Source organism: Streptomyces purpurascens, from assembly GCF_045040895.1.
Lineage (GTDB): Bacteria > Actinomycetota > Actinomycetes > Streptomycetales > Streptomycetaceae > Streptomyces > Streptomyces purpurascens.
Genome location: NZ_CP108341.1, coordinates 2,199,211 through 2,226,135, shown reverse-complemented (window position 1 = coordinate 2,226,135; position 26,925 = coordinate 2,199,211). Strand labels below are relative to the sequence as shown.

Below are 26,925 nucleotides of genomic sequence, written 5' to 3'. Positions count from 1 at the left end.
CCTTACGTAACGGAAAGCGAGCACTACGACAGCCATGGCTGAGGCCCAGAACATCCCGGTGGGGTCCACCACCACCGGCTCGATCGCGGTGGCGGCCGAGTCGACCGTCGCCACCCGCATGAGCGCGCCCCCCTCCTTCGACGTGGCGGACTTCCCCGTCCCGCACGGCCGGGAGGAGGAATGGCGGTTCACCCCGCTGGAGCGCCTGCGCGGTCTGCACGACGGCACCGCCGTGGCGAACGGCAACGGCGTGAAGGTCGAGGTCCAGGCCCCCGAGGGCGTCACCGTCGAGGCCGTCGGCCGCGACGACGCGCGGCTCGGCAAGGCGGGCACCCCGGCGGACCGCGTCGCCGCCCAGGCCTACTCCGCCTTCGAGAAGGCCTCGGTCGTGACCGTGCCGAAGGAGACCGTCCTCACCGAGCCGATCCGCATCGCGGTGCACGGCGAGGGCGGGACCGCCTTCGGCCACCAGGTGATCGAGCTGGGCGCCTTCGCCGAGGCCGTCGTGGTCATCGACCACACCGGTGACGCGGTGCTCGCCGCCAACGTCGACTACCTCCTGGGCGACGGCGCCAAGCTGACCGTCGTCTCCGTCCAGGACTGGGACGAGAAGGCCGTCCACGTCGCCCAGCACAACGCGCTCGTCGGCCGCGACGCCTCCTTCAAGTCGGTCGTCGTCACCTTCGGCGGCGACGTCGTCCGGCTGCACCCGCGCGTCGCCTATGCCGGCCCCGGCGGCGAGGCCGAGCTCTTCGGCCTGTACTTCACCGACCAGGGCCAGCACCAGGAGCACCGCCTCCTGGTCGACCACAACGTCCCGCACTGCAAGTCGAACGTCGTCTACAAGGGCGCGCTCCAGGGCGACGAGGCGCACGCGGTGTGGATCGGCGACGTGCTCATCGAGGCCAAGGCCGAGGGCACCGACACCTACGAGATGAACCGCAACCTGGTCCTCACGGACGGGGCGCGCGTGGACTCCGTACCCAACCTCGAGATCGAGACCGGCGAGATCGTCGGCGCCGGCCACGCCTCGGCGACCGGCCGCTTCGACGACGAGCAGCTCTTCTACCTCATGGCTCGCGGCATCCCGGAGCAGGAGGCCCGCCGCCTCGTGGTCCGCGGCTTCTTCGCCGAGTTGGTCCAGCAGATCGGCCTCCCGGACATCGAGGAGCGCCTGATCGCCAAGATCGACGAGGAGCTGGAGGCATCGGTGGCATGAGCCTCGCATTTGTACGCGTCTGTGGGCTGAGCGAGCTGGAGGACGACACCCCGAAGCGGGTGGAACTCGACGGCACGCCCATGTCCATCGTGCAGACCGAGGGCGAGGTGTTCGCGGTGTACGACATCTGCTCGCACGCGAACGTCTCCCTGTCGGAGGGCGAGGTCGACGACTGTCACATCGAGTGCTGGCTGCACGGCTCGCGCTTCGACCTCCGTTCCGGCAAGCCCGACGCCCTTCCGGCGACGCGCCCCGTCCCCGTATACCCCGTAAAGATCGAAGGGGACGACGTGCTCGTCTCCCTCACCCAGGAGTCCTGAGGCACCCATGGCAACGCTTGAAATCCGAGACCTGCACGTCACCGTCGAGGCCGACAACGCCACGAAGGAGATCCTCAAGGGCGTCGACCTCACCGTGAAGCAGGGCGAGACGCACGCCATCATGGGCCCGAACGGCTCCGGCAAGTCGACCCTCGCCTACTCCCTCGCGGGTCACCCGAAGTACACGATCACCGGCGGCACCGTCACGCTCGACGGCGAGGACGTCCTGGAGATGTCCGTCGACGAGCGCGCCCGCGCCGGCCTGTTCCTCGCCATGCAGTACCCGGTCGAGGTCCCGGGTGTGTCGGTGAGCAACTTCCTGCGCACCTCCGCCACCGCCATCCGCGGCGAGGCCCCCAAGCTGCGCACCTGGGTGAAGGAGGTCAAGGAGGCCATGCAGCGCCTCAACATCGACCCGTCCTTCGCCGAGCGCAACGTCAACGAGGGCTTCTCCGGCGGTGAGAAGAAGCGCCACGAGATCCTCCAGCTGGAGCTGCTCAAGCCGAAGATCGCGGTCCTCGACGAGACCGACTCCGGCCTGGACGTCGACGCCCTGCGCGTCGTCTCCGAGGGCGTGAACCGGGTCCGTGAGACGGGCGAGGTCGGCACCCTGCTGATCACCCACTACACCCGCATCCTCCGCTACATCAAGCCCGACCACGTGCACGTCTTCTCCGGCGGCCGGATCGTCGAGTCCGGCGGTGCCGAGCTCGCCGACAAGCTCGAAGACGAGGGCTACGAGGCATACACGAAGGGTGGCGCATCCGCGTGACACAGCTGCCGGGCCTCCTCGACACTGAGGCGCTCCGCAAGGACTTCCCGATCCTGGACCGCCAGGTCCATGACGGAAAGAAGCTCGTCTACCTCGACAACGCCGCGACCTCGCAGACCCCGCGTCAGGTCATCGACGTCCTCGACGAGTACTACGAGCAGCACAACGCCAACGTCCACCGTGGCGTGCATGTCCTCGCCGAGGAGGCCACGGCGCTGTACGAGGGCGCGCGCGACAAGGTCGCGGAGTTCATCAACGCGCCCTCGCGGAACGAGGTGATCTTCACCAAGAACGCCTCGGAGTCGCTCAACCTCGTGGCGAACATGCTGGGCTGGGCCGACGAGCCCTACCGCGTGGACGCCGAGACCGAGATCGTCATCACGGAGATGGAGCACCACTCCAACATCGTGCCGTGGCAGCTGCTCGCGCAGCGCACGGGCGCGAAGCTGAAGTGGTTCGGCCTCACCGACGACGGCCGCCTGGACCTGTCCAACATCGACCAGGTCATCACGGAGAAGACGAAGATCGTCTCCTTCGTGCTGGTCTCCAACATCCTGGGCACCCAGAACCCGGTCGAGGCGATAGTGCGCCGCGCCCAGGAGGTCGGTGCGCTGGTGTGCGTCGACGCCTCCCAGGCCGCTCCGCACATGCCGCTGGACGTACAGGCCCTGCAGGCAGACTTCGTGGCCTTCACCGGCCACAAGATGTGCGGCCCGACCGGCATCGGCGTCCTGTGGGGACGGCAGGAACTCCTGGAGGACCTGCCTCCGTTCCTCGGCGGCGGCGAGATGATCGAGACGGTGTCGATGCACTCCTCGACCTACGCCCCGGCGCCCCACAAGTTCGAGGCGGGCACGCCCCCGATCGCCCAGGCGGTCGGGCTCGGCGCGGCGATCGACTATCTCAACTCGATCGGCATGGACAAGATCTTCGCCCACGAGCACGCGCTCACCGAGTACGCGGTGAAGCGGCTCCTGGAGGTCCCCGACCTCCGGATCATCGGCCCCACCACGGCCGAGGAGCGGGGCGCGGCGATCTCCTTCACCCTCGGGGACATCCACCCGCACGACGTGGGTCAGGTCCTCGACGAGCAGGGCATCGCGGTCCGGGTCGGCCACCACTGCGCGCGGCCGGTCTGCCTGCGCTACGGAATTCCCGCGACCACGCGAGCGTCGTTCTATCTGTACTCCACGCCGGCCGAGATCGACGCACTGGTCGACGGCTTGGAGCACGTACGGAACTTCTTCGGCTGAGAGGCGTGCGGAAACCGTGAAGCTGGATTCGATGTACCAGGAAGTCATCCTGGACCACTACAAGAACCCGCACGGGCGGGGCTTGCGGGACGGCGACGCCGAGGTGCACCACGTCAACCCGACGTGCGGTGACGAGATCACACTGCGCGTGAAGTACGACGGCACGACGATCGAGGACGTCTCGTACGAGGGCCAGGGCTGTTCCATCAGCCAGGCGAGCGCGTCCGTCCTGAACGAACTCCTCGTCGGCAAGGACCTCTCCGACGCGCGGAAGATCCAGGAGACCTTCCTGGAGCTGATGCAGTCCAAGGGGAAGCTCGAGCCCGACGACGCCATGGAGGACATCCTGGAGGACGCGGTCGCGTTCGCCGGGGTGTCCAAGTACCCGGCCCGGGTCAAGTGCGCCCTGTTGGGCTGGATGGCCTGGAAGGACGCGACGGCCCAGGCCCTGGGCGAGGCCGACGCCGAAAGGAAGACGACGGCATGAGCGAGACCATCGAGATGAAGCCGGCCTCGGAGGACGAGGTCCGCGAGGCCCTGTACGACGTCGTGGACCCCGAGCTGGGCATCGACGTCGTCAACCTCGGGCTGATCTACGGCATTCACATCGACGACGCGAACATCGCGACGATCGACATGACGCTGACGTCGGCGGCCTGCCCGCTCACCGACGTCATCGAGGACCAGGCGAAGTCCGCCACGGACGGCATCGTGAACGAACTGCGCATCAACTGGGTCTGGATGCCCCCGTGGGGCCCCGACAAGATCACGGACGACGGCCGGGAGCAGCTTCGGGCTCTCGGATTCAACGTCTGAGATACATGTATGACGAAGGGGCGGCACCTCCGGTGCCGCCCCTTCGCATGCTCGGTCCGGAGTGGCTCAGTCCAGCCCGGCCACCAGCCGGAACGACGCGTCCGCGCGGAACTGGCCGTAGTGCTGGTACGGGTCGAGGCGGAGCTGGAAGTCGCGGTGGCGAAGGAAGCGGCCCGGGTAGTTCACCGACTCCAGCATGACCGCGCCCGAGGGGTACACGGGGCGGGGGCAGAAGGTGGCGTCCTTGCGGAAGAGGGCCGAGCCGTCGTCGCCGTCCTCGACGAGGACGAAGCTGCGGTGGCGGAGGTAGCGGCCGTCCGCGGTGGTGAAGGAGTAGCAGGAGGAGTCGGCGAGGCCGGAGACGCGCCGGAAGGTGGCGTCCTCACGCTGCTCGGGGCCGGAGCCGATCGAGTCCAGGCGCACATAGCCGTCGCGCACCCGCCAGTAGCGGTCGGGGTAGTTGACGGAGCGTATGGATATCCCGTTGGACTTCGGGGGCTTCGGGGCCGGTGAAGTCCGGTGGGACTTCGAGGGCTTCGGCGCCTTCGGGTGCGGCTTCGCCGAGGCGCTCGGGCTGGTGGGTGCGCTCGTCGTGGGAGTGGGGGACGGGCGTCCGCGGTCCTTGCCGGGCGTGTGCGTGCTGTTCCCGGAGGGTGTCGCGAAGGAGATCAGGCCGCCAGGGGCCGAATTGCTGAGTGTCGTCGGCTCCGCCGACTCGGGTGTGGGTTCGCGGGACTGACTGTCCATCACGGCGATCGCCGTCACACACGCGGTGACCGTGGCCAGGGCGAGGGCGCCCGCCAGCCAGAGCCTTCGCGTTCCCGGTGCCCGGGTGGTGTCCGGGGCCCAGCCGCTCTCCCACGGACGGTCCTGTGGCGGCCGGGACTTGTCTTCTGTCATGCGCTTGTTCCTCCATCGGGCACCCTTGACGGCGGCGCAGTTGTGGTGGCCCGGTGCGTGATCGGTGACACCGTAGTGGACGTGTGGGATCACTGGGGGCGTTATGTGAGAGCGGTTTCCGTCCTGTGATGTGTACGGTCGTACAGATGGTGTGTACGCTCGTACATATGGGTTATCTGCTGCTTGCCGCGGCCATCGCCGCCGAAGTGGGTGCGACCACTGCCATGAAGTACAGCGACGGTTTCAGCAGGCTCGGGCCCTCGCTGATCACGCTCCTCGGATACGTCGTCTCCTTCGCACTGCTCGCGCAGACGCTGAAGACCGTCTCCGTCGCCTCGGCCTACGCCATCTGGTCCGGCGTGGGCACCGCGGCCATCGCTACCATCGGGATCCTGTTCCTGGGAGAGGGCATGACCACGGCCAAGGCCGCCGGGATCGCGCTGATCATCGTCGGGGTCGTGGTGCTGAACATGGGAGGTGGGCACTGATGCCCCGGCGTTACGACCCCGAGCGGCGGCAGCGGATCATCGACGCGGCGATGCGGGTCGTCGGGGAGAAGGGCATCGCGGGGCTGAGCCACCGCAGTGCCGCCGCCGAGGCCGATGTGCCGCTCGGCTCCACCACGTACCACTTCAAGACCCTCGACGAACTGATGGTCGCCGCGCTGCGGCAGGCCAACGAGGGGTTCGCCAAGGTGGTCGCCGCCCGCGGCGGTCTGGAGGATCCGCAGAGCGACCTCGCGGCCGAACTCGCCGCGTGGATGGGCGAGTGGCTCGCGGACGACCGCACCGCCGTCGAGCTGGAGTACGAGCTGTACCTGGCCGCCCTGCGCCGGCCCGCTCTGCGGCCCGTCGCCGCCGAGTGCACCGAGGGACTCGCCGAGGTGCTGTCCCGGCGTACGGATCCGGTCACCGCGCGGGCGCTCGTGGCGCTCGTCGACGGCATCTGTCTTCAGGCGCTGCTGACGGGGGCGCCGTACGACGAGGCGTACGCACGGGAGGTGCTGGGGCGGGTCGTCGCGGGGGCGGGCCGTCGCGGGGCGGGGGAGTGAGGCCGGTGGCGGGGCTGCCGCCGCGCGCCGCCGACCAGGACGGGAGACGTACCGCCCGGCACGTGAGACGCCTCCGTACCGGTTCGCATCGACCGCCGTCCGCCGGTTAGGTTGCCCTCATGACCGACACGACTGCTCCTCGCACCACCGGCGCCGTGGCCGCCGGCCTCGCCACGATCGCCGCCGACGGCACCGTCCTCGACACCTGGTTCCCCGCACCCGAGCTGTCCGGCGAGCCCGGCCCGTCCGGCACCGAGCGGCTGTCCGCCGAGCGTGCCGCGGAGCTGCTCGGCGACGGCGCGACCGCCGCGGTCGGCCCTGACGCCCGCCGGGGCGTCGAGGTGGTCGCGGTCCGCACGGTCATCGCCTCGCTCGACGAGAAGCCGGTCGACGCGCACGACGTCTACCTGCGCCTGCACCTGCTCTCGCACCGTCTGGTGAAGCCGCACGGGCAGAGCCTCCACGGCATCTTCGGCCACCTCGCCAACGTCGCCTGGACCTCGCTGGGCCCGGTCGCCGTCGACGACCTGGAGAAGGTCCGCCTGAACGCGCGCGCCGAGGGCCTGCACCTGCAGGTGACGAGCGTCGACAAGTTCCCGCGCATGACGGACTACGTGGCCCCCAAGGGCGTCCGTATCGCCGACGCCGACCGGGTCCGCCTCGGTGCGCACCTCTCCGAGGGCACCACCGTCATGCACGAGGGCTTCGTCAACTTCAACGCCGGCACGCTCGGCACGTCGATGGTCGAGGGCCGTATCTCCGCGGGCGTCCTGATCGGCGACGGCTCGGACATCGGCGGCGGCGCCTCCACCATGGGCACGCTGTCCGGCGGCGGCAACGTCATCATCTCCATCGGCGAGCGCTGCCTGATCGGCGCCGAGGCGGGCGTGGGCATCGCCCTCGGCGACGAGTGCGTCGTCGAGGCCGGCCTCTACGTCACCGCCGGCACCCGCGTCACCATGCCCGACGGCCAGATCGTCAAGGCCCGCGAGCTGTCCGGCGCCTCCAACATCCTCTTCCGCCGCAACTCGGTCACCGGAACGGTCGAGGCCCGGCCGAACAACGCGGTGTGGGGCGGGCTGAACGAGATCCTGCACAGCCACAACTGATCCGCGTCGGTCATCGCCGAGCGCCCTCCCAGGCCCGAGACGGCCGGGAGGGCGTTCGTGTGTTCACCGGCGTTGTCGTTCAAGTGATCGTTGTCTGGGGGGGCAGGAGCGGGATGCGGTGGGGAACGGTGACGCCTTCCGCTGAGCCGGGGCACGTACGGACGTATTAGCGGGCGTGACCTGGTGACGGGCCAGGCAGATGAACCGGTGGACGCAGTGTCCGATCTGACGCCGAACCGATGAAACGAGGACCGGGGCATGAGGAACGAGCGAGAGCGGGTCGTGGCGCGCTGTCTGGCCGGGGCGGCGGTCGCGGTACTGGCGGTGTGCTGGCTTCCGGCGGGGGCCGCGCACGCCGACGAGACCAACACGAACTCGCACAACGGCCACCGGTTCGGTCTGGTCAACGTCAGCACCGGGCAGGTCGACGACCCGGCGGAGGACGTGCTGGAGCACACGCTGCTGTTCGGTGACGGGTACGGCTGGAACTGAGCCGGGAGCACGACCGCTGGGTGCCGGGGTCCGTATCGCGCGTGGGTGCGGTGTGGGCCCCGGCCCGTTGCGGGACAGGGTTCGCCCCGGGGCTGGTCAAGTGGTGGTCAGGTGGTGATCAGGGTCCTGTGGAGCGACAGCAGTTCGTCGGTCGTGGTGCGGTCGGCGGGGCGTAGGGGAGCGCGGACCGGGCCTGCGGGGAGGTTCAGTGCGGTGAGGAGCGCCTTCGTGGTGACGGTGCCCGGCAGGCCTGCCGACATGATCGCCTCGATGAGGGGGGTGGCTCGCTGCTGGAGGCGGGCCGCCTGTGCGGTGTCGCCCGCGTCGAACGCGTCCAGGACCGCTCGCAGGTGGCTGGGGATCACGTTCGCGACCGTGCTGACGTAGCCCGTGCCGCCTACGGCGTACAGCGCGAGATTGTGCTCGTCACAGCCCGCGTAGTACGCCAGGTCCGTGCGGGACAGCACCTTCTGGGCGCCCAGGAAGTCGTACGAGCAGTCCTTGACCGCGACGATCCGGGGGTGTTCGGCGAGGCGGAGGATCGTCTCGGGTTCGACGCGGGTGCCGGTGCGGATCGGGATGTCGTAGAGCATGAGCGGGAGTTCGGTGGCGTCCGCGATCTCGCGGAAGTGTGCCTCGATCGCGTCCTGCGGGGGTCTGCTGTAGTACGGGGGGATCACCAACAGGCCGTCCGCGCCCGCCTTTTCGGCCTCCCGGGCCAGGTCGGCGGTGTGCCTCGTGTCGGCCGTGCCGATGCCCGCGACGATCGACGCCCTGCCGGCCACGGCCTCGCGGACGGCGGCGATCAGGGCCGACTTCTCGGCGTCCGTGGTGGTCGGGGATTCGCCCGTCGTGCCGGAGAGTACGAGGCCGTCGCAGCCGTGTGCGATCAGGTGGGTGGCGAGGTGCTGGGCGCCGTCGAGGTCCAGGGTTCCGGTCTCGGTGAACGGGGTGATCATGGCGCAGAGGGCGGGGCCGAACGGTGTCGTCATGTCAGTAGTGTCGGCGGCGTTTCTGTGTAGCTCTACTTAAATTTTCTACCAGGTATTGGTGAGACTTGCTTCGAGGTTCGAGTGGGTGGGGTTCGTGCGTGTGCGTGCGTGTGGGGTCGCGGTCCGGGTACTCGGGGGTTCCTGCTTCGAGAGGAGGCGGAACACTGTGACCGGAACCATGGAACATCGGGTCGTGCACGACGAGCACCACTCCGTGGGCGAGCTCGTCGGACAGGCCGCAGAGCAGCTCTCCCTGCTGGTGCGGCAGGAAGTGGCTCTCGCCAAGGAGGAGCTGGCCGAGAAGGGGCGGCGTGCGGGGCGTGGTGGTGGGCTGCTCGGTGCGGCGGGTGCCGTCGCCTATGCCGGGTTCCTCGCGCTGGCCGGTACGGGGGTCGCGGCGCTCTCGCTGGTGCTGTCCGTGTGGGCCGCGGCGCTCATCGTGACGGGGGTGCTGTTCGTCATCGCGGCCGTGCTGGGTGTGGTCGGCCGGGGGCAGCTGCGGCGGGCCACGCCTCCTACGCCTGAGGAGGCTCTCGGCAGTGTGAAGGCGGACGTGTCGGAGATCAAGGAAAGGGCGCATCGATGACGGACGCGACGGGTGGGGCCAAGGGGCCCGATGAGCTGCGGCGGCAGATCGAGCGGACCCGCAGTGAACTCGGCAATACCGTGGAGGAGTTGGCGGGGAAGGCGGATGTGAAGGGGCGTGCGCGGGCGCGGGCGGCTGATCTCCGGGACAAGGCCGGGGCGATGACGGTGCAGTTGCGCAGTAGTGCGGTGGAGGCTGGGCATACGGTGCAGGACAGGGCGACGCATGCGGGGCCTCGGCCGGTGCGGAACGCTGTTCAGGCCGGGTTGCGGCATCCGCGGCCGGTGCTCGTGGTGGGGGCGGCTGCGGGGGCGGTGGCGGCTGTCGGGGTGTTGCGGTGGAGGCATCAGCACGGGCATCGGTGAGTGCGCGTCTGCGTCTGCGCGGTGGTGGTGGGTCGGGGCCGTGTCGGGGGGTGTCCGTCCTCGGAACGGCGCGATGGGGTTGGATGCCGACTGACTGTTCGTTGACGCGCCAACCAGCTGCGGGCGGACACCCCCCGACACGTCCCCTTGCGTAGTCCCCCCAGCTGCGGGCATGCGTGCCGCTGGGGGCGGCACGGGTGGGCGCAGCGGCACCCCGCTACGCCGGGCTGCGGACCCACCCGGCCCAGCGCTAACGCTGAGTGGCTGACACTCTTGCTTGACCTCAAGCTTGGTTGAGATTGAAAGGTGGGGTGCGTACTCATTCGGCGAACCGCGACTGGAGTGTTCAATGAGCCGTCGGACCGAGCAGCACCCTGATCTCACCGACCCGCGTATCGGTGCTCCCCTCTTCAGCACCTGGCGCGTGGGGACGCCCGAGCGGCAGGGGCGGACTGTGGAGGCGATCGGGCGTACCTGGGAGCGGCGGCCCTGGCCCGCTGATGGACTGCTGGGGTATCACGTGTACGCGGGGCATGACGGGTCCACGCTGATGCACCACTCGCAGTGGAGCGGTGAGCAGGCCTTCGAGGCGTTTGTGAAGACCCATCGGCAGGAGCGGGTCGACGAGATCGACACCGCCGTGCCGGGGATCGAGCGCGTGGGGCTCGGGCGGTACCGGCGGTATCGCAGCAGGGAGCGGGCCGTCGGGGACGTGCGGGTGCCGGGGTTGATCGTCACCGTGCGGATCGACTTCGAGGAAGCGACCGGGGCGCGGCCGGAGGAGTGGGTCGACCTGGTGCTGAAGGCCGTGGGGGACGATCCGGAGGGGCACGCCGGGCTGATCTCCGCTCACTTCCATCTGAGTGTCGATGGCGGGCATGTGCTGAATTACGCCGAGTGGGAGAGTGACCAGGCCTACGACGATGCTCTGGCCGCGCCAGGGACCGATGCGTGGGAGCGGGTGCGGACGTATCCGGGGATGAGGGGGACGAGCGGGAGCCGGTACCGGCATGCTCTGGGGCTCGTGCCCGGGTGAGTGGGGTGAGGTGGGCCGGCTGAAGCAGTGGTTCAGCCGGCCCTTGTGGGTTACGGGCGGAAGCGCAGGACCTGGGGGTCGTGGTCGCTGATCTGGTCGTTGAACTCCGCGTTGACGTGCACGCTGTCGTACTCGAAGTCGCAGTCGCGGCGGATCGACGGGCTGATCAGGATCTGGTCGAGGACCTGGCTGTTGCCCTGGTAGACGTACGAGTAACGCTCGTTGCGGGGGAGCGACTTGATCGCCGACCAGAGTTCGCCTCGGCCCTCGAGGAGCTTGGCGGTCTTCGAGAACTCGAAGTCGTTGATGTCGCCCAGCGTGATGACGTCCGCGTTCTTCTGGGTGTCGAGGATGTCCTTGACGAAGGCGTTCACCAGGGTGGCCTGCTGGTGGCGCTGGGTCTCGGAGCTGCGGGACGGCGGCTGGTACTGGGAGGTCAGGCCCTGGTCGCCGCCCTTGGAGTTGAAGTGGTTGGCGATCACGAAGACCGTACGGCCGCGGAAGGCGAACTCGCCGGCCAGCGGCTTGCGGCTGTTCTTCCAGGCCTCGTCGGCGGGGGCGATACGGCCGGGGCTCAGCGTGAGGTGGGCCTTGCCGCGGATCTTCGTCACGTCGGTGGCCGTCGTGGCGTCGCCGCCCGCGCGGTCGGTGAAGGAGACCCGCTCCGGGTTGAACAGGAACGCCTGGCGGATGTTGCCGCCCGGCTCGCCGCCGTCGGCGCCGTTGACCGGGTCGATCGAGCGCCAGTCGTACTTCGGGCCGCCGGCCGCGACGATCGCGTCGATCAGCTTGGTCAGGGTCTGGTCGGCGGCGACCGTGCCGTCGTTCGTCGCGCCGTTGTTGTCCTGGATCTCCTCCAGGGACACGATGTCCGGCGACTTCAGGTTGTTCACGATCGCGGAGGCGTGCTCGGCGAAAGTGGCGTCGGACGGGTCGAGGTTCTCGACGTTGTACGTCGCGACCGACAGTTCACCGCCGCGCTGACTACGGGTGGTCTCGCGCTTCAGGTCACCCGTCTTGAGCGTGCCGAGTTCGCTCGCGACGAGGGTGTAGCCGCCGAACTGGTTGTAGTCGAGCGGGCCCGCCGTCGTGCCGGAGAGGGTGTCGCCTACGTTCGCCTTCGGGAAGTCGGCCGTCGCCCCGAGGGACTGGATCTGGAGGCGGCCGGTGTTCTGCGCGTCGTAGGAGCCGTAGACCGTGCCGCCGTGGCGGTTGCGGTTCTCGTGCGGCTTCACCGTCACCCAGAGCTCGGTGTACGGGTCGGTGGCGCCGACGACACGGGTGTCGGAGACGCGGACGGTCATGCCCTCCAGCGCCTCGTAGTGGTCCAGGGCGTACTTCGAGGGCTTGAGGGCGAGGGAGTTGATCGAGCCGTTCGCCGTGGTGTCGCCGGGCGGCGCGTAGGCGGCGGGGACCGACCTGGCGTCGATCTTGGTGGCGGCGGGGAGTTCGTTGCCGCTGGAGAGGACCGTGAACGTCGGCTTGGTGATCTCCGTCAGCGACTGGTTGCCGGAGGTGGCGCCGCCGGGGACGTACTCCGCGACCGTGCCGCTGACCGTGACGGAGTCACCGACGGCGACCCCCTTCGGCGTCGAGCTGGTGAAGACGAAGACGCCCTCGCTGGTCGCCGGGTCGGCGTCCGGGTTCGGGTCCTGGATCCAGAAGCCGCGGGAGGAACCGTACGTCCGGATGCCGGTGACGATTCCGGCCACGTCCGTGACCTGCTTCCCGGCGTACGGGGAGGTCCGGGTGCTGCCCTGGACGTCGTGGACGCGGAGCGAGTCCGCGTGCGCGGGGGTGGTGAGGACGATCGTGGATGCCGCGGAGCACACGGCGGCGACGGTGAGCGCGGCGAGACGCGCGGACGACTTGCTCGGCAACGGGGTTCCCTCCGGGGACATGACAGGTGCCGGGACGAGGGTGGTGCGTGGACTGTCTGCCGCTACCTGTGGGGCGGGCGGTGTGACGCGCGTAGCGGGCGGTGGACGGGCGGGCGGGGTGGGGCCGACCCGGTGAACAACTGTCCGCCGACTTCTACGCGCGTCAATCTCCAGCCTGGTCACGTCACTTGTCAAGGTTTCGGCCATGTACGGCCGCTGACGGGGAGATGAAGTAGGCGGCATGGGTGGAAATCCGTCTAGGCTGAGCGGCTGAGTCGTATGAGGCGCCCTAGGAGAAACAGCCGATGTCAGACAGCTCCCCCCTGCCGCCGGTGCGGCTGCACTCCGAAGCGGAGCTGGCGCGTGCCGCACTGTCCACGCCGTTGCTGTCCCGGGCCGCCCGGCTCGCCCGCTGGGCCGGGCCGGACACCCGCGTCGACGCCGGGGGAGGGCTCGTCGACGAGCAGCTGCCCGCGGCGGTCGAGACGCTCGGGCTGAGCGGGGACGATGCCCCCGCCGACGCCAGTGAGGCGTGGCGGGTGGCCGTGGATACCGGGCTCGTCGAGGTCGTCGACGAGGACGAGGGCACCGTCCGGGCGGGCGATGACCTGGCCCTGCTCACCGGTGGCTCGCCGCAGGACGTGCTCGCCCTGTGGCTCGCCGCCCTGGAGACGGTGCTCGCCGACGCGAGCGTGCCCGACCTGGAGGGGCTCGCGGATCTCGTCGACGAGGACGGCGAGCTCGACCTCTCCGCCCTCGACTGGGACCCCGAGTCCGAGGCCGAGTTCCTCGACGGGGTGCTCGGCAACCTCTATCTGCTGACCGCCGGCGAGGACACGCCCGGCGAGGCGCCGGTGCCACTGCCCGCGCTGGCCGCGTCGGTGATCGTGCCCAGCGACATGGGCGAGCCCACCAACGACGTCCTGGAGCAGGTGTCCGACGCGATGATGCGGCTGGACGACCAGTTCCGGATGCTGGAGCCGGTGGGGTTCGTGGAGTACCAGCCGGTGGACGAGGCGCTCATGGCCGACGCCGACGAGGAGCCCGCGGCGCCCGTCGACGACACCGACGTCTCCCGGTACGGCATGGTCCGGCTCACCCCGCTCGGGCTGTACGGGATGCGTGCCCGGCTGCTGGAGGCCGGGTTCGAGGCACCGGCGGTCGGGGACCTCGCGGACAAGGGGGCCGACGCGCTGCTCGACGGCACGGCGGCGTTCCCGCCGGCCGCGGCGCAGGCCGAGACCGAGCAGTGGCTGGCCCGCCGTGACTCCCTCGCCTCCGCGCGGGAGTTGCTGGCGGCGGCGCGGGGCTCGGATGCCGGGGCGCCGCTGCGGCGGTTGCGGTGTCAGCAGGCCTTGTCGCTGGTGGGGGCTTCGGCCGAGCCGGCGCTGCGGGAGGTCCTCGACGATGCCGAGCTGGGCGGCCTCGCGCGGGTGTGGCTGACCGAGCACGGTGCGGTGGATGTGCCGGCGCCGTCCGAGGCGATGGTGTATTGGCTGACCATCGACACGGTGGCGGCGCAGCTTGCCGCCGAAGGGAACTCCGAGGAGTTGCGGGCGTTGGTGCAGGGGCTTGCTCAGCAGCACAGTGGGTTTTTCGCGGCTGTGTGGCGGGTGGATCATCCTGCCGTGGCTGATGTGCTCGAGGCGATGGGGCGGTTGCATCCCGACAAGAAGGTCGCGAAAGAAGCGCGGAAGGCTGCCTTCAAGGCGCGGTCGCAACAGGGCGGCTGATCCTGTTCGCCGGTGCGGCGCCGTCTCGGCTTGTCGCGCAGTTCCCCGTGCCCCCGGGGTGTTGTTCAACCGGCGTTCATGGATGAACGGCACGGTGTCGCCGAACGAGGTCCGCCACCCTCCACGGCATACTCACCGTCACAGGAGACACCATGTCGCTCACCCGCAGGGACTTCGCCAGAACCTCCGCGATCACCGGTGCCGGTGTCGCGCTGGCGGGCAGTGTCGGCGCCCTCGCCACCGCACCGAACGCCCTCGCGTCCTACGACACCGACAGCGCGGGGGACGCGTCCGCGGACTCCGGGCACGGAGTCGGCTACGGGCCGCTGGTCCCGGACCCCAAGGGCATCCTCGCCCTGCCCGCCGGCTTCACGTACCGGATCCTCACCTACAGCGGTAAGACGAAGCTGGAGTCCGGCGAGTTCACGCCGTCCAACCACGACGGCACCGCCACCTTCGACGGCCCCCGCGGCACCACCCTGCTCGTCAACAACCACGAGCTGAAGGGCCCGCGCGCCAACTGGGAGCACCCGGTGCCGCTCACCGAGGGCCTCGTCTACGACCCGGCCGCCGCCGGCGGCTGCACGGTCGTCGAGGTGCGCCCCGACGGACGTGTCGCCGAGTGGGTGGGCATCGCCGGCACCTCCACCAACTGCGCCGGCGGCAGCTCCCCCTGGGGCACGTGGCTCACCTGCGAGGAGAACTCCGACAAGGCCGGCGTCAACGGCATGACCAAGGACCACGGCTATGTGTTCGAGGTCGATCCGTGCGACCGGCGCGCCAATCGCAGCCCCAAGCCCCTGAAGTTCTTCGGGCGCTACGACCACGAGGCCGTCGTCATCGACCCCAAGCGCGGCCACGCCTACCTCACCGAGGACGCCGCCGGCCCCAACGGCCTCTTCTTCCGCTGGACCCCGCCCAGGGGCTTCGAGTACGGCCCCGGCAAGTTCCGCAGGCTCGCCGACGACGCCGGTGTCCTCCAGGCGCCCAAGTGCTTCGACTCCGGCGGCAAGTTCGTCGACGACCTGTCCCGGGCCACGAAGATCGGCACCGTGTACGGCGTCGACTGGGTGGACGTACCGGACCGCGACGCCCGCACCACCCCTGTGCGCAAGCAGTTCAAGGACGACCAGGTCACCCGCGCCCGCAAGCTGGAGGGCATGTGGTGGGGCGACGGCGGTGCCTACATCGTCTCCTCGTACGCCCGTGAGGAGAGCCCCGTCCAGCACGACGGGCAGGTCTGGTTCTACGACCCCAAGCGCCGGACGCTCACGTTGAAGGTCCTGCTCGGCGTGAATCCCGACCCCTCCAAGGACGGCGCCTTCGACGGCCCCGACAACATCACCGTCTCCCCATACGGCGGCCTCGTCATCGCCGAGGACGGGGAAGGCGTGCAGCACCTGTTCGGGGCCACCGACAGCGGACGTACGTACCCGATCGCCCGCAACGAGCTGAACACCGGCACCGAGGAGGAGCCGGAATACAGCGAGTTCACCGGTGTCACTTTCTCCCCGGACGGCCGGACGCTGTACGCCAACATTCAGACGCCGGGCATCATGCTGGCCATCACCGGTCCCTGGAAGCGCCAGAAGCGGTAAATAATTCGGTCGCAGTGCCCGCGCTGCGCCTCCTACAGTGAGATCACAACGTCACGCACCTCCCGGTGCGATGGCAGCGGCTACTTCTCTTCCAAAGAATCCGACGCCGCCGCCGACTTGATCTCGGGAGGCGCAGCATGTGGTGGGTGCCCGGTGCGAAGGCAACGGTTACTTCATGGGATCGGAGGGTTGCGGGTTCGAGTCCCGCCGGCGACTTTCGGGTCGCTGTAGCTCAATGGGTAGAGCATCTGAATTAGTCCGTCGCCGACTTCTGTCCTCGGGCACCCAACTCTTTTCTCGCATGCAGCGTCTCCCCCGGAAATAAGTAAGAACGAATTCGGGGGAATTCATCATGGCGCGATTCAACTCCAAGGCAGCCCGCGCGCGTCCCGTCTCGCGCGTCACGTCCACCGGACGTGTGCTGCGCACCTACGAGGGCGGCCGCGGTCGCGAGCGGGATGCCCGCTCCGAGCTCTTCCTGCTCGCCGTCTCGAACTTCGTCTCGCAGCAGACCTTCTACGAGGCCGGCGCCGACCGCGACGACCGCTTCGCGAAGCTCGTGCGCGAACTCGCCGTCACCGATCCGGCATGGACGGCCGGCCTGCTCGGCTGGCTGCGCCGCGAGGGCAACCTGCGTACCGCCTCGGTCGTCGGCGCCGCCGAGTACGTCAAGGCCCGCCTGGACGCGGGCGCGACCGACGGCCCGTCCAACCGGCAGGTCGTCGCCTCCGTGCTCCAGCGGCCCGACGAGCCCGGCGAACTGCTCGCGTACTGGACCGCGATGTACGGCCGCAACGTGCCCAAGCCGGTCAAGCGGGGCATCGCCGACGCCGTGCGCCGCCTCTACCACGGCAAGGCACTGCTGAAGTACGACACCGCCTCCAAGGGCTACCGCTTCGGCGACATCCTCAACCTCGTGCACGCGGTCCCCGATCCGGACAAGCCGTGGCAGGGCGAGCTGTTCCGCTACGCCCTCGACCGGCGGCACAACCCCGACACCGCGGTGCCGCCGGAGGCGGATCGCGTCCTCGGCGCGCACCGCGAGCTGATGGCGCTGCCGGTCGAGGAGCGGCGCGCGGTCGTGACCGCCGAGGGCGGCGCCGAGCGGCTGGCCGCGGCCGGAATGACGTGGGAGACACTGGCGGGCTGGCTCCAGGGGCCGATGGACAAGGCGGCCTGGGAGGCCGTGATTCCGTCCATGGGCACCATGGCGCTCGTGCGCAACCTGCGGAACTTCGACGAGGCCGGGGTGTCCGACGAGGTCGCCGCGCGGGTCGCCGCGCGGATCAGCGACCCGGCGGAGGTCGCGCGCTCGCGGCAGTTCCCCTTCCGGTACCTCGCCGCGTACCAGCACGCGCCGTCACTGCGCTGGTCGTACGCGCTGGAGCGGGCCCTCGGCCACTCGCTGGCCAACGTGCCCGCGCTGCCCGGCCGGACGCTGGTGCTCGTGGACCGCTCGGGCTCGATGTTCTGGTCCCGGCTGTCCGACCGCTCGGAGCTCACCCGCGCCGACGCGGCGGCGATCTTCGGTACGGCGCTCGCGCTGCGGGCGGAGCGCGCGGACCTGGTCGAGTTCGGCTCGACGAGCGACCGTGTGCGGTTCCGCGAGGGCGAGTCGGTCCTGAAGATCCTCGACCGCTTCGGCGACCTGGGCGGCACCGACACGACGGAGGCGGTGCGCCGGCACTACCGGAAGCACGACCGGGTGCTGATCGTCACCGACGAGCAGTACACGCACCACCACCGGGGCGACCCGACCGAGCAGGTCCCGGCCGACGTGCCGGTCTACACCTGGAACCTCGCCGGATACCGGGCGGGCCACGGCCCGTCGGGCACGGGGAACCGGCACACCTTCGGCGGCCTGTCGGACGCGGCCTTCCGGATGGTTCCGCTGATCGAGGCGTCCCGCGACGCCGACTGGCCCTGGGCGGCCTGAGAGACCGTGGCCCGCACCGCGTGGGGAGTGCGGGCCACGGTCCTGCCCGCGTCATGGCCCTGTCCGAGCCACGGTCCTGTCCCGGTGCCTCTTGTTTGCGGTGGCGGCTGACATCTAACATTTCAGTCCATGGAGGCCATCCGGCCCGTGCCCCGGACCCTGCTCAGGGACCGGGCGTACGCGGCGATCCGGGACGCCATCGTGGCCGGGGAGATCGAACCCGGTGCGGTGGTGCGGGACGCCGAGCTCGCGGAGCGGCTCGGGCTGTCCCGGGCGCCGGTGCGGGAGGCGTTCTCCCGGCTGGTGGACGAGGGGCTGCTGGAGAGCAAGCCGCAGAGCTACACCCGGGTGACTCCGCTCGTGGCCTCCGACGTGCGGGACGCCGCCGCCGTGGTCGGCGCCATGCACGAGCTGGTGACGCGGGTCGCCGTGCCCCGGCTGAAGGCCGCGGACATCGAGGCGATGCGTGCCGCCAACGAGCGGTTCGCCGCCGCCGTCGGCAGCGGAGACGTGGACGCGGCCCTGCGTGCCGACGACGCGCTGCACGAGGTCCTCGTCCGGGTGAGCGGCAACCGCGCGGCCGCCGCGACCGCCGCCCGCTACACCCCGCTCATCCGCCGCCTGGAGCGACGGCGCTTCGGCCAGGGCGGCAGCTGCCGTTCGGCCGGGCTGCACGAGCGGCTGATCGAGGCCTGTGCGGCCGGTGACGTGGCCGAGGCGGTCCGCGTCACGGCGGAGATCTGGCGGGGGCTCGAAGAACTCGCCGACTGAGACCGACCCCCGATCCCGGGAGGACCCATGCCCCTTTCCTCGTACGAGCGTTACCCCCTGCTCTTCGGGCCCTCGCCCGTCCACCGCCTGGAGCGGCTGACCGAGCGCCTCGGCGGCGCCTCCCTCTGGGCCAAGCGCGAGGACTGCAACTCCGGTGTCGCGTACGGCGGGAACAAGACCCGCAAGCTGGAGTACCTGGTCGCCGACGCGCTCGCCCAGGGCTGTGACACGCTCGTGTCGATCGGCGGGGTGCAGTCCAACCACACCCGCCAGGTCGCGGCCGTCGCCGCCCGGGCCGGGCTCAAGTGCGTGCTCGTGCAGGAGAGCTGGGTGGACTGGCCCGACGCCGTGTACGACAAGGTCGGCAACATCCTGATCAGCCGGCTCGCCGGGGCCGATGTGCGGCTGGTGAAGGCCGGGTTCGGGATCGGGTTCAAGGAGAGCTGGGAACAGGCGCTCAGGGAGGTCGAGGAGGGTGGCGGGAAGCCGTACGCCATCCCGGCCGGTGCCTCCGATCATCCGCTCGGCGGCTTGGGCTTCGCCGCCTGGGCCCATGAAGTGGTCCAGCAGGAGCGGGAGCTGGGCGTCTTCTTCGACACCGTCGTCGTGTGCTCGGTGACCGGGTCGACGCAGGCCGGCATGGTCGCCGGGTTCGCCGCGCTGGAGGAGACGGGCGGGCGGCCCCGGCGCGTGCTCGGCATCGACGCCTCGGCCAAGCCGGCCGCCACCCGCACGCAGATCGCCCGCATCGCCCAGAACACCGGGCAGCTCATCGGCCTCAAGCGCGAGCTGACCGAGTCCGACATCGAACTCGACGAGCGGTATCACGCGGGCATCTACGGCATCCCTGACGAGTCCACCCTGGCGGCGATGCGGCTCGCCGCCAGGACGGAGGGCATGGTCACCGACCCCGTGTACGAGGGGAAGTCCATGGCCGGGATGATCGACCTGGTCTCCAACGGGGAGATCGGCCGCGATTCCACGGTCCTCTACGCCCACCTGGGCGGGCAGCCGGCGCTGAACGCGTACAGCGCGCTGTTCTGAGGGCCTGCGGGCGCGGGCGTTCGGGGGGAGCGTGGGAATCAACCGGCCGGTGTGCGGGTTGTCAGCGGTTGTCCGAGATCACGGAGGAGCCCCATGCCCGAGGAACCAGCCGTTCGAGAGCTCCGACTCGTCGTGACCGCCGAGGACTACGACGCCGCGCTGCACTTCTACCGGGACGTGCTCGGTCTGGCCGAGCGGGGCGCGTTCGTCTCGGAGGACGGGCGGGTCACGATTCTCGATGCCGGGCGGGCCACGCTGGAGCTGACCGATCCGAACCACGCTGCCTTCATCGACGAGGTCGAGGTGGGGCGGCGGGTGGCCGGTCATGTCCGGGTCGCCTTTCAGGTGGACGACTCCGTCGCCGTCACGGCGAAGCTGGCCGCCGCCGGAGCCGAGGTCGTCGCCGAGCCGACGCGTACCCCCTGGAACTCCCTGAACTCCCGGCTGGAGGCCCCCGGTGACCTGCAGCTGACGCTGTTCACCGAACTCGACGACTGAGCGGCCCGCCCCGCTGCCCCTGCCGGGCCGCGTCCGGCGCCGGATACAGTGCTCAGCGTGTGGACCGACAGACAACGGGTGGAGCCGGGTGGCGAGCGGCCCGACGGTGCCCGGCGCCGGGCCACGATCCATGACGTCGCACGACTGGCCGGGGTGTCACGCCAGACGGTCTCCCGGGCGGTCAACGACAAGGGTGAGATCGACCCGGGCACCAAGGAGCGGGTGCTGGAGGCGGCACGGCTCCTGGACTACCGGCCCAGCCGGTTCGCGCGCGGGCTCGTCCAGAAGGGGGCGGTGACGGCGGGCCTGGTCATCCCGGACCTGCGGAACCCGTTCTTCCCCGAGGTGGCCGCCGGAGTGCTGGAGGCGGCCGAGCAGCGCGGCTGGCAGGTCGTCGTATGGGACTCCCGTATCGACGACGCCAGGGAGCGGCAGGCGCTCGACGTGCTTTCCCACCAGGCGGACGCGGTCGTGGGCTACTTCAAGGATTCGGACGACGTGCTCACCCGGCACCTCGGGGGCGTACCGCTGGTGCTGCTGGAGCGCGGCCCGCAGCAGACCCGGTTCGCGGCCGTCGGAATCGACGCCTCCGCCGGTGTCGAGCAGGGCATCGCCCACCTGGTCGAGGCCGGGCACCGCCGGATCGGCATGCTGGACGGCGAGCGCGAACCCGGTGCCCGCAAGCAGGCCTTCCTCGAGCAGGTCCGGCGGCACGGCCTGCCCGTCGACGAGAGCTGGATCGTGCTGTGCCCCGAGCACAGCGTGGCGGGGGGCGAGGCCGGCATGGAGCGGCTGCTGGAGGCGCGGCCGGAGATCACCGCCGTCTTCGGGTTCAACGACCTGATCGCGGTCGGGGCGATGCGCACCGCCCGTCGCCATGGCCGCGGGGTTCCGGACGATCTGGCCGTGCTGGGCTTCGACGGCCTTTCCCTGGGCGAGCTGGTGGACCCCGCCCTGACCACCCTGCACATCGACAAGCGGCAGCTGGGACGGCTGGCCGTGGAGCAGATGGCCCGGCTGTGCGCCGGTGAGGAGCCGCTGCGGGGCGCGGACGCGTGGGTGACGCCCGAACTGGTCGTACGCGAGTCCGCCTGACCACCCGGGCCGTCGGGCCCGTCGGCAGATCTGCCGTGCAGTTCCCTTGACACCGGTTTTCGGGCGCCCCGATACTCAACGGCAACGCTCACGTGAACGTTCACGAACCCTCAGAAATCCCCATCGCGAGACCGTCGGCCCGACTACCACGCGCCCGCCGACATCGTTGTCTTCACTTCCTCATCCCGGAAGCGTCCCCCCATCCCCGTGAGAACGGGCCCGCGGCAGCGCTGTCCCCCGGCCGCGGTAACGCCCGGAAAGCGAGTGCGCGCCCATGGAACACCGAACGATGTCCCGCAGACGCTTTCTGGGGGCCTCCCTGGGTGGCGCGGGAGCGGGCCTGCTCGGTCTGACCGGATGCGGCGCCGAAGCGGGATCGGCCTCCGTCGGCACGGACCACCTCAGCCTCTGGTACTGGAAGGGCTCGCTCAGCGACAAGCTGCTCGCCACCGCCAGGCGCGGTGTGCCCGGCGTGCCGGGACTGAGGGTGAAGGGCTCCCAGATCCCGGACGGCGAGATCGACTCCAAGGTGCGCACCAGCCTCGCCGCCCGCGCCTACGTTCCGGACCTGACGGTCGTCAACAGCGACAACCTCGCCACGTTCTTCCCCGACGAGAACGAGTTCCTCGACCTGCGCACGCTCGGCGCGGAATCCGTCCGCGACCAGTACCTCGACTGGAAGTGGAAGGCCTGCTTCACCCCGACGGGCAGGATGATCGGCTTCCCGCTGGACGCCGGCCCCACCGCGCTCTACTACCGCCGGGACCTCTTCGAGAAGGCCGGACTGCCCTACGAACCGGCGGACGTCGCCGAAGGGGTGCCCACCTGGGAGAAGTTCATCGCCGCCGGACGGACACTGCGGGCGAAGGGACCCGGCAAGCCCTACCTCGTGAGCAACATCGGCAACGTCTTCCAGCAGGTCCTGCTCCAGAGCCCCCAGCAGTTCGTGGACGCCGGCAACCGCTTCATCGGTGATCAGGAGCACGTCCGCCGCGCCTGGGATCTCTCCGTGGAGATCCTCCGGCAGAAGCTCAGCGCCCGGATCACCGACGGGACGCCCGACTTCACCGCGGCCATGAGCGGCGGCCGGGTCGCCACCATGACCACGGCGGTGTGGGCCAGCTACGGCCTGAAGGACACCGCCCCCAAGACCTCCGGATCCTGGCGGCTGACCACCCTGCCCGACGGCCCCTGCAACTACGGCGGCTCCTACGTCACCCTGACCCGCTACTGCCGGGAACCGGAAGCGGCCTTCTCCTTCCTGAAGTGGCTGCTCAGCCCCGCGAACCAGCTCAAGAGCTACCAGGAGATGGCCCTGTTCCCCACCACTCCGGCCACCTACGCCGACCCGGCGATGCACAAGCCCGACCCCTTCTTCGGCGGTCAGCAGCCCATCGACGTCTTCGGCCCGGCCGCCCAGAAGGCCCCGGTCGTCTACTTCAGCCCCTACGAGGAGACCGCCAACACCCCGTTCTTCCAGGAGCTGACCAATGTGGAGTTGCTCGGCAAGAACCCCGACCGGGCGTGGCGGGACGCCGTGAACACGGCCGAGACCACGCTGTCCCGGGTGGGGGTGAGCTGACATGGCCACGGTTCTCGATCCGGCCGGTGCGCCGGCGGCCGACGAGCGGCCACCTGCCCGCCCTGCCAAGTCCACCACCCCGGGCGGCCGTAAGCGTCACTTCCCGCCCCTGCTCGCCATCTCCCCGTTCTACGTGCTGTTCGCCGTCTTCGGCGCCTTCCCGATCGTCTTCTCTGTCTATCTGTCCTTCCAGGACTGGGACGGCATCGGGGACATGCGCTTCGTCGGGTTCCAGCAGTACGGCTGGCTGCTGCAGGACTCGGTGTTCTGGCACTCGGTGCTCAACACCTTCGAGATCTGGTTCCTCTCGACGGTGCCGATGCTGTTCCTGGCCCTGGTGCTGGCGTTCCTGCTCCATTCGCAGGTCCGCTTCACGGGCGCCTACCGGGTGGCGTACTTCATCCCCAACGTGACCTCGATGGTCGCCATGACCGTCGTCTTCGGCTCGGTCTTCGCCCAGGCGGGCCTCGCCAACGCGGTGCTGCGGGCGATCGGGGTGGACGGGATCGGCTGGCTGTCCTCGGAGTGGGGCATCAAGTCGTCCGTCTCCCTGATGATCATCTGGCGGTGGGTCGGCTACAACGCGCTGATCTTCCTGGCGGGCCTCCAGGCCATCCCCACCGAGCACTTCGAGGCCGCCCGCGTCGACGGCGCGAACAGCCGGCAGACCCTCTTCCGGGTCGTGCTGCCGCAGCTGCGGCCCGTGGTGCTGTTCGCCGCGGTCACCTCCACCATCAACGGCCTGCAGATCTTCACCGAGTCCCAGGTGCTCTTCCAGTCGACCGACGTCGGAACCACGGGCGGTCCGGGACAGGAAGGGATGACCATCGTGCTCTATCTGTGGCAGAAGGCCTTCAAGGAGCACCAGTTCGGCTACGGCGCCGCGATGGGCTGGGTCCTCTTCGCGATCATCGCCATCTTCACCATCGTCAACTGGCGGCTGGTCGCCGGCTCGGACGACGACCGCCGTCCCGGCATCGCCGGTCTGCTGCGCCGCAAGGGGGCTCGCCATGGCCGCTGACGACAGGACGACCGGCAGCGCGGGCCTGGCCATCGGCTCCGGCAGCAGGCTCAGCCGCATCGGCGTCCGGGCGACGCTGCTGTTCGGTGTGCTGGTCTCGCTGTTCCCCTTCTACTGGCTGGTGGTGCTGGCCTCCGGCACCACGCAGGACATCTACCGCTACCCGCCCAAGCTGCTGCCCGGGCCGCATCTGCTGGACAACATGGGGCGGGTGCTCGACACCGTCGACTTCTTCGGCTCGCTGTTCAACACCGTGGTCGTCGCCGTGCTCGGGACGGTGCTGGTGCTGTTCTTCGACTCGCTGGCCGCGTTCGCCTTCGCCAAGTACGAGTTTCCGGCGAAGAAGTTCCTCTTCGGCATGCTGCTGGTGACGTACATGATCCCCGCGCAGCTCTCCCTGGTGCCGCAGTTCGTCACCATGGCCGAGTTCGGCTGGGCGGGCTCGCTGAAGGCACTGATCATCCCCAGCGCGGCGAACGCGTTCGGCATCTTCTGGATGCGCCAGTACGCCCAGAACTCACTGCCGGACGAACTGCTGGACGCCGGGCGGATCGACGGCGCCGGCTTCTTCCGCCTCTACTGGACGGTCGCCCTGCCGCTGTTCCGCCCGGCCCTGGCCTTCCTCGGCATCTTCACGTTCATCGGCCTGTGGAACGACTACATCTGGCCCCTGGTCGTCATGATCGACCCGGACAAGGTCACCCTCCAGGTCGCCCTGGCGAACCTCAACGTCCTCTACAACACCGACTACTCCCTGGTGATGGCGGGCGCCTTGATGAGCGTCATCCCGTTGATCCTGGTGTTCCTGATCGGCGCGCGGCACTTCCTGCGGGACCTGGCGGCGGGGGCGATGAAGATGTAAGGCGGTGGGCCGGATCTCGCCTCGATAGGATGCGGGGAATGTCCCCGTTCTGCAGGGAGTGACTGTGGCGCAGGTCCGGCCCATGCGGGCGGACGCCCGGCGTAACTACGAGCGGTTGCTGAAGGCGGCCGGGGAGGCCTTCGCCGCGCATGGGGAGAGCGCGTCGCTCGACGACATCGCCAAGCGGGCCGGGGTCGGCTCCGGCACGCTGTACCGGCACTTCCCGACCCGGCACGCGCTGCTGGAGGCCGTGTACCTCGACCGGATCGAGGCGATCGCTGCCCGGGCCGACGAGCTCGCGGCCGAGCTGGCGCCGGGTGAGGCGCTGGTGGAGTGGCTGTACGAACTCGGCGCCGGGCTGATCGCGGTGCGCGGTCTCAAGGCCCTGCTGGGCCCGGCCGTCACGGACACCGGCTCCCCCGTGGGGGCGGCCTGCGGCGACTCGGTGAAGGGCGCGGCGGGGCGGCTGGTCCGTGCGGCGCGGGAGGCGGGTGCGCTGCGGGGGGATGTCGAGCCGGTCGACATCCTGCGGCTGGTCCATGGGGTCGCGGCGGCGGCGGAGCTGGCGGATGCGGAGTGTGGGTATGTGCGGCGGTATCTGATGCTGTTGGTGGAGGGGTTGCGGCCTAGGGGTGTGTGAGTGGCGGTGCCGGTCGCCGGGCCCGGGCGCCGTAGGGGTGCGGAGGTTTGCAGGGTGCGGGAAGTGTGTGGCTTGTCGCGCAGTTCCCCGCGCCCCCTGAAGGGGCGCGGGGGAGAGGGTGATTACAGGGCCTGGGCTGCCGGCTTGACCATGCCCCTGACCGTGCGGGACTTCACGAAGTCGCCCATCGCTGTCATGTCCCACTCGCCGGAGAACTGGCGGATCAGCTTGGCCATCATCACGCCGGTCTGCGGCTCGGCGCTGGTGAGGTCGAAGCGGACCAGTTCCTCGCCCGTCGTGCCGTCCAGGAGGCGGCAGTAGGCCTTGGCCACCTCGGTGAACTTCTGGCCGGAGAAGGAGTTGACCGTGAAGACCAGGCCCGTGACCTCCTGCGGCAGCCGGCCGAGGTCGACCATGATCACCTCGTCGTCCCCGCCGCCCTCACCCGTGAGGTTGTCGCCGGAGTGCTTGATCGCGCCGCCCACGATCTGGAGCTTGCCGAAGTAGCAGCTGTCGATGTGGTTGCGCTGCGGGCCGTAGGCGATGACCGAGGCGTCGAGGTCGATGTCCTTGCCGCGGTACGCCGGCTCCCAGCCGAGGCCCATCTTGACCGAGGAGAGCAGCGGGCGGCCGCCCTTGACGAGGGAGACGGTCTGGTTCTTCTGGAGGCTGACGCGGCCCTTGTCGAGATTGATCTTCCCGGTGCCGGGCGCGGGCGGGGGAGGAGTGGCCGGGGCCGGGGGTGCCGCGGGCGCGGTGACGGGCGGGGCCGGCGGGGCCACCGGCGGCTGCATCGGGGCCGGCGGTGGAGTCACCGGCTGGGCAGCGGCGGCCGGTTCCTCCACCGTCACACCGAAGTCCGTGGCGATGCCCGCGAGGCCGTTGGAGTATCCCTGGCCGACCGCGCGGGCCTTCCACTGGCCGTTGCGCAGATAGATCTCCACGATCACCAGGGCCGTCTCGCTGCCGAGCTGCGGCGGTGTGAAGGAGGCCAGGACGGAGCTGTCGTCCGCGTTGCGGATCGTCGCGGTCGGTTCGACGCCCTGGAAGGTCTGGCCCGCGGCATCCGGGCTGGCGGTGACGATGATCTTCTCGATGCCGGGGGGCACGGCCGCCGTGTCGACCGTGATCGCGTCGGGCGCGGTGCCGCCCCCGGAGCGGTACGTCACGCCCGGGCCCGACGGCTGGTTGTAGAAAATGAAGTCGTCGTCGGAGCGCACCTTGCCGTCGGCGGTGAGCAGCAGGCCCGATACGTCGAGCCGCACCGGGGCGGCGACGTCCACCGTCACGCGGGCGGCGGACAGGGGGATGTTCGAGCCGGGGGTCATAGCTGTCATGCCGGGTGAACGAGCGA

The 26,925-nt window shown here is 70.0% G+C and carries 28 protein-coding genes; 24 read left to right on the top strand and 4 right to left on the bottom strand.

The features are described from left to right. Positions 1–34: 34 nt before the first annotated feature. The 6 genes from sufD to OHU35_RS10160 are packed head-to-tail and all read left to right on the top strand — an operon-like array spanning position 35 to position 4,380. Positions 35–1,219 carry a Fe-S cluster assembly protein SufD gene (gene sufD, locus OHU35_RS10185; RefSeq protein WP_189731058.1) on the top strand — a complete coding sequence of 395 codons (1,185 nt, stop codon included), beginning with the start codon at positions 35–37 and terminating at the stop codon, positions 1,217–1,219. Continuing rightward, positions 1,216–1,539, top strand: coding sequence for a non-heme iron oxygenase ferredoxin subunit (locus OHU35_RS10180; RefSeq protein ID WP_189731059.1), 324 nt, complete (start codon positions 1,216–1,218; stop codon positions 1,537–1,539). The genes sufD and OHU35_RS10180 overlap by 4 nt, the downstream gene beginning before the upstream one ends. Before the next feature lie 7 nt (positions 1,540–1,546). Further along, the gene (gene sufC / locus OHU35_RS10175) at positions 1,547–2,311 is read left to right on the top strand and encodes a Fe-S cluster assembly ATPase SufC (protein ID WP_189731061.1); all 765 of its coding nucleotides are present in this window, start codon (positions 1,547–1,549) and stop codon (positions 2,309–2,311) included. After that, positions 2,308–3,564: a cysteine desulfurase gene (locus tag OHU35_RS10170; protein WP_189731063.1), complete on the top strand. Its 1,257-nt coding sequence runs from the start codon at positions 2,308–2,310 to the stop codon at positions 3,562–3,564. The genes sufC and OHU35_RS10170 overlap by 4 nt, the downstream gene beginning before the upstream one ends. A 16-nt stretch (positions 3,565–3,580) precedes the next feature. After that, positions 3,581–4,051: a Fe-S cluster assembly sulfur transfer protein SufU gene (gene sufU / locus OHU35_RS10165; protein ID WP_189731065.1), complete on the top strand. Its 471-nt coding sequence runs from the start codon at positions 3,581–3,583 to the stop codon at positions 4,049–4,051. Next, positions 4,048–4,380 carry a metal-sulfur cluster assembly factor gene (locus OHU35_RS10160; RefSeq protein ID WP_184596910.1) on the top strand — a complete coding sequence of 111 codons (333 nt, stop codon included), beginning with the start codon at positions 4,048–4,050 and terminating at the stop codon, positions 4,378–4,380. Before sufU ends, OHU35_RS10160 begins: the two co-directional genes overlap by 4 nt. 66 nt (positions 4,381–4,446) lie before the next feature. Here the strand turns inward: OHU35_RS10160 and OHU35_RS10155 are convergent, their stop codons facing one another. Next, the gene (locus OHU35_RS10155; protein WP_189731067.1) at positions 4,447–5,280 is read right to left on the bottom strand and encodes an AbfB domain-containing protein; all 834 of its coding nucleotides are present in this window, start codon (positions 5,278–5,280) and stop codon (positions 4,447–4,449) included. Between the two features lie 167 nt (positions 5,281–5,447). Between OHU35_RS10155 and OHU35_RS10150 the strand changes: the two genes are divergently transcribed. From OHU35_RS10150 to OHU35_RS10135, 4 genes are all read left to right on the top strand, one after another. Next, the gene (locus OHU35_RS10150; protein ID WP_189731069.1) at positions 5,448–5,768 is read left to right on the top strand and encodes a multidrug efflux SMR transporter; all 321 of its coding nucleotides are present in this window, start codon (positions 5,448–5,450) and stop codon (positions 5,766–5,768) included. Further along, entirely contained in the window at positions 5,768–6,331 is a 564-nt protein-coding gene (locus OHU35_RS10145) for a TetR/AcrR family transcriptional regulator (RefSeq protein ID WP_189731071.1), read from the top strand. The genes OHU35_RS10150 and OHU35_RS10145 overlap by 1 nt, the downstream gene beginning before the upstream one ends. Before the next feature lie 119 nt (positions 6,332–6,450). Further along, entirely contained in the window at positions 6,451–7,440 is a 990-nt protein-coding gene (dapD, locus tag OHU35_RS10140) for a 2,3,4,5-tetrahydropyridine-2,6-dicarboxylate N-succinyltransferase (protein WP_189731073.1), read from the top strand. A gap of 258 nt (positions 7,441–7,698) precedes the next feature. Further along, complete coding sequence (locus OHU35_RS10135; protein WP_359897226.1) at positions 7,699–7,932, top strand: hypothetical protein; 234 nt, start codon at positions 7,699–7,701, stop codon at positions 7,930–7,932. Positions 7,933–8,039: 107 nt separating this feature from the next. On the opposite strand, the gene dapA is transcribed toward OHU35_RS10135, so the two are convergent. Next, entirely contained in the window at positions 8,040–8,924 is an 885-nt protein-coding gene (dapA, locus tag OHU35_RS10130) for a 4-hydroxy-tetrahydrodipicolinate synthase (protein WP_405505188.1), read from the bottom strand. A 166-nt stretch (positions 8,925–9,090) separates the two neighbouring features. On the opposite strand from dapA, the gene OHU35_RS10125 reads away from it, so the two are divergent. The 3 genes from OHU35_RS10125 to OHU35_RS10115 all read left to right on the top strand — a co-directional run bounded on the left by OHU35_RS10125 (position 9,091) and on the right by OHU35_RS10115 (position 10,911). Further along, positions 9,091–9,510: a phage holin family protein gene (locus OHU35_RS10125; RefSeq protein WP_189731079.1), complete on the top strand. Its 420-nt coding sequence runs from the start codon at positions 9,091–9,093 to the stop codon at positions 9,508–9,510. Next, the gene (locus OHU35_RS10120) at positions 9,507–9,875 is read left to right on the top strand and encodes a DUF3618 domain-containing protein (protein ID WP_189731081.1); all 369 of its coding nucleotides are present in this window, start codon (positions 9,507–9,509) and stop codon (positions 9,873–9,875) included. Before OHU35_RS10125 ends, OHU35_RS10120 begins: the two co-directional genes overlap by 4 nt. Positions 9,876–10,224: 349 nt before the next feature. After that, a complete protein-coding gene (locus OHU35_RS10115; RefSeq protein WP_359896916.1) occupies positions 10,225–10,911 on the top strand; it encodes an antibiotic biosynthesis monooxygenase in 687 nt (228 codons plus the stop codon). A gap of 50 nt (positions 10,912–10,961) precedes the next feature. On the opposite strand, the gene OHU35_RS10110 is transcribed toward OHU35_RS10115, so the two are convergent. After that, complete coding sequence (locus OHU35_RS10110) at positions 10,962–12,791, bottom strand: endonuclease/exonuclease/phosphatase family protein (protein WP_405505187.1); 1,830 nt, start codon at positions 12,789–12,791, stop codon at positions 10,962–10,964. Between the two features lie 305 nt (positions 12,792–13,096). Here OHU35_RS10110 and OHU35_RS10105 point away from each other — a divergent pair, with 305 nt between their 5' ends. From OHU35_RS10105 to OHU35_RS10055, 11 genes are all read left to right on the top strand, one after another. Next, positions 13,097–14,524, top strand: a complete 1,428-nt coding sequence (locus tag OHU35_RS10105) for a hypothetical protein (RefSeq protein ID WP_359896912.1) — start codon at positions 13,097–13,099, stop codon at positions 14,522–14,524. A gap of 152 nt (positions 14,525–14,676) precedes the next feature. Then, the gene (locus OHU35_RS10100; RefSeq protein WP_405505186.1) at positions 14,677–16,122 is read left to right on the top strand and encodes an alkaline phosphatase PhoX; all 1,446 of its coding nucleotides are present in this window, start codon (positions 14,677–14,679) and stop codon (positions 16,120–16,122) included. 352 nt (positions 16,123–16,474) lie between these two features. Continuing rightward, positions 16,475–18,058 (top strand): TROVE domain-containing protein, encoded by a 1,584-nt coding sequence (locus tag OHU35_RS10095; protein WP_189730432.1) that lies wholly within the window; start codon positions 16,475–16,477, stop codon positions 18,056–18,058. Positions 18,059–18,187: 129 nt separating this feature from the next. Next, positions 18,188–18,829 (top strand): GntR family transcriptional regulator, encoded by a 642-nt coding sequence (locus OHU35_RS10090; RefSeq protein ID WP_189730431.1) that lies wholly within the window; start codon positions 18,188–18,190, stop codon positions 18,827–18,829. Between the two features lie 27 nt (positions 18,830–18,856). Next, positions 18,857–19,873 (top strand): 1-aminocyclopropane-1-carboxylate deaminase, encoded by a 1,017-nt coding sequence (locus OHU35_RS10085; protein ID WP_189730429.1) that lies wholly within the window; start codon positions 18,857–18,859, stop codon positions 19,871–19,873. Positions 19,874–19,966: 93 nt separating this feature from the next. Continuing rightward, the gene (locus OHU35_RS10080; protein WP_189730428.1) at positions 19,967–20,371 is read left to right on the top strand and encodes a VOC family protein; all 405 of its coding nucleotides are present in this window, start codon (positions 19,967–19,969) and stop codon (positions 20,369–20,371) included. 57 nt (positions 20,372–20,428) lie between these two features. After that, positions 20,429–21,466, top strand: a complete 1,038-nt coding sequence (locus OHU35_RS10075) for a LacI family DNA-binding transcriptional regulator (RefSeq protein WP_189730426.1) — start codon at positions 20,429–20,431, stop codon at positions 21,464–21,466. 289 nt (positions 21,467–21,755) lie between these two features. Then, positions 21,756–23,048, top strand: coding sequence for an ABC transporter substrate-binding protein (locus OHU35_RS10070; protein ID WP_405505185.1), 1,293 nt, complete (start codon positions 21,756–21,758; stop codon positions 23,046–23,048). A gap of 1 nt (position 23,049) precedes the next feature. Continuing rightward, a complete protein-coding gene (locus tag OHU35_RS10065; RefSeq protein ID WP_189730422.1) occupies positions 23,050–24,069 on the top strand; it encodes a carbohydrate ABC transporter permease in 1,020 nt (339 codons plus the stop codon). Beyond that, the gene (locus OHU35_RS10060) at positions 24,059–24,931 is read left to right on the top strand and encodes a carbohydrate ABC transporter permease (RefSeq protein ID WP_189730420.1); all 873 of its coding nucleotides are present in this window, start codon (positions 24,059–24,061) and stop codon (positions 24,929–24,931) included. Before OHU35_RS10065 ends, OHU35_RS10060 begins: the two co-directional genes overlap by 11 nt. Before the next feature lie 64 nt (positions 24,932–24,995). Then, positions 24,996–25,571, top strand: coding sequence for a TetR/AcrR family transcriptional regulator (locus OHU35_RS10055; RefSeq protein ID WP_405505184.1), 576 nt, complete (start codon positions 24,996–24,998; stop codon positions 25,569–25,571). Between the two features lie 122 nt (positions 25,572–25,693). Here OHU35_RS10055 and OHU35_RS10050 read toward each other — a convergent pair whose 3' ends face one another. Then, entirely contained in the window at positions 25,694–26,899 is a 1,206-nt protein-coding gene (locus OHU35_RS10050) for a TerD family protein (RefSeq protein WP_189730449.1), read from the bottom strand. Between the last annotated feature and the right edge of the window lie 26 nt (positions 26,900–26,925).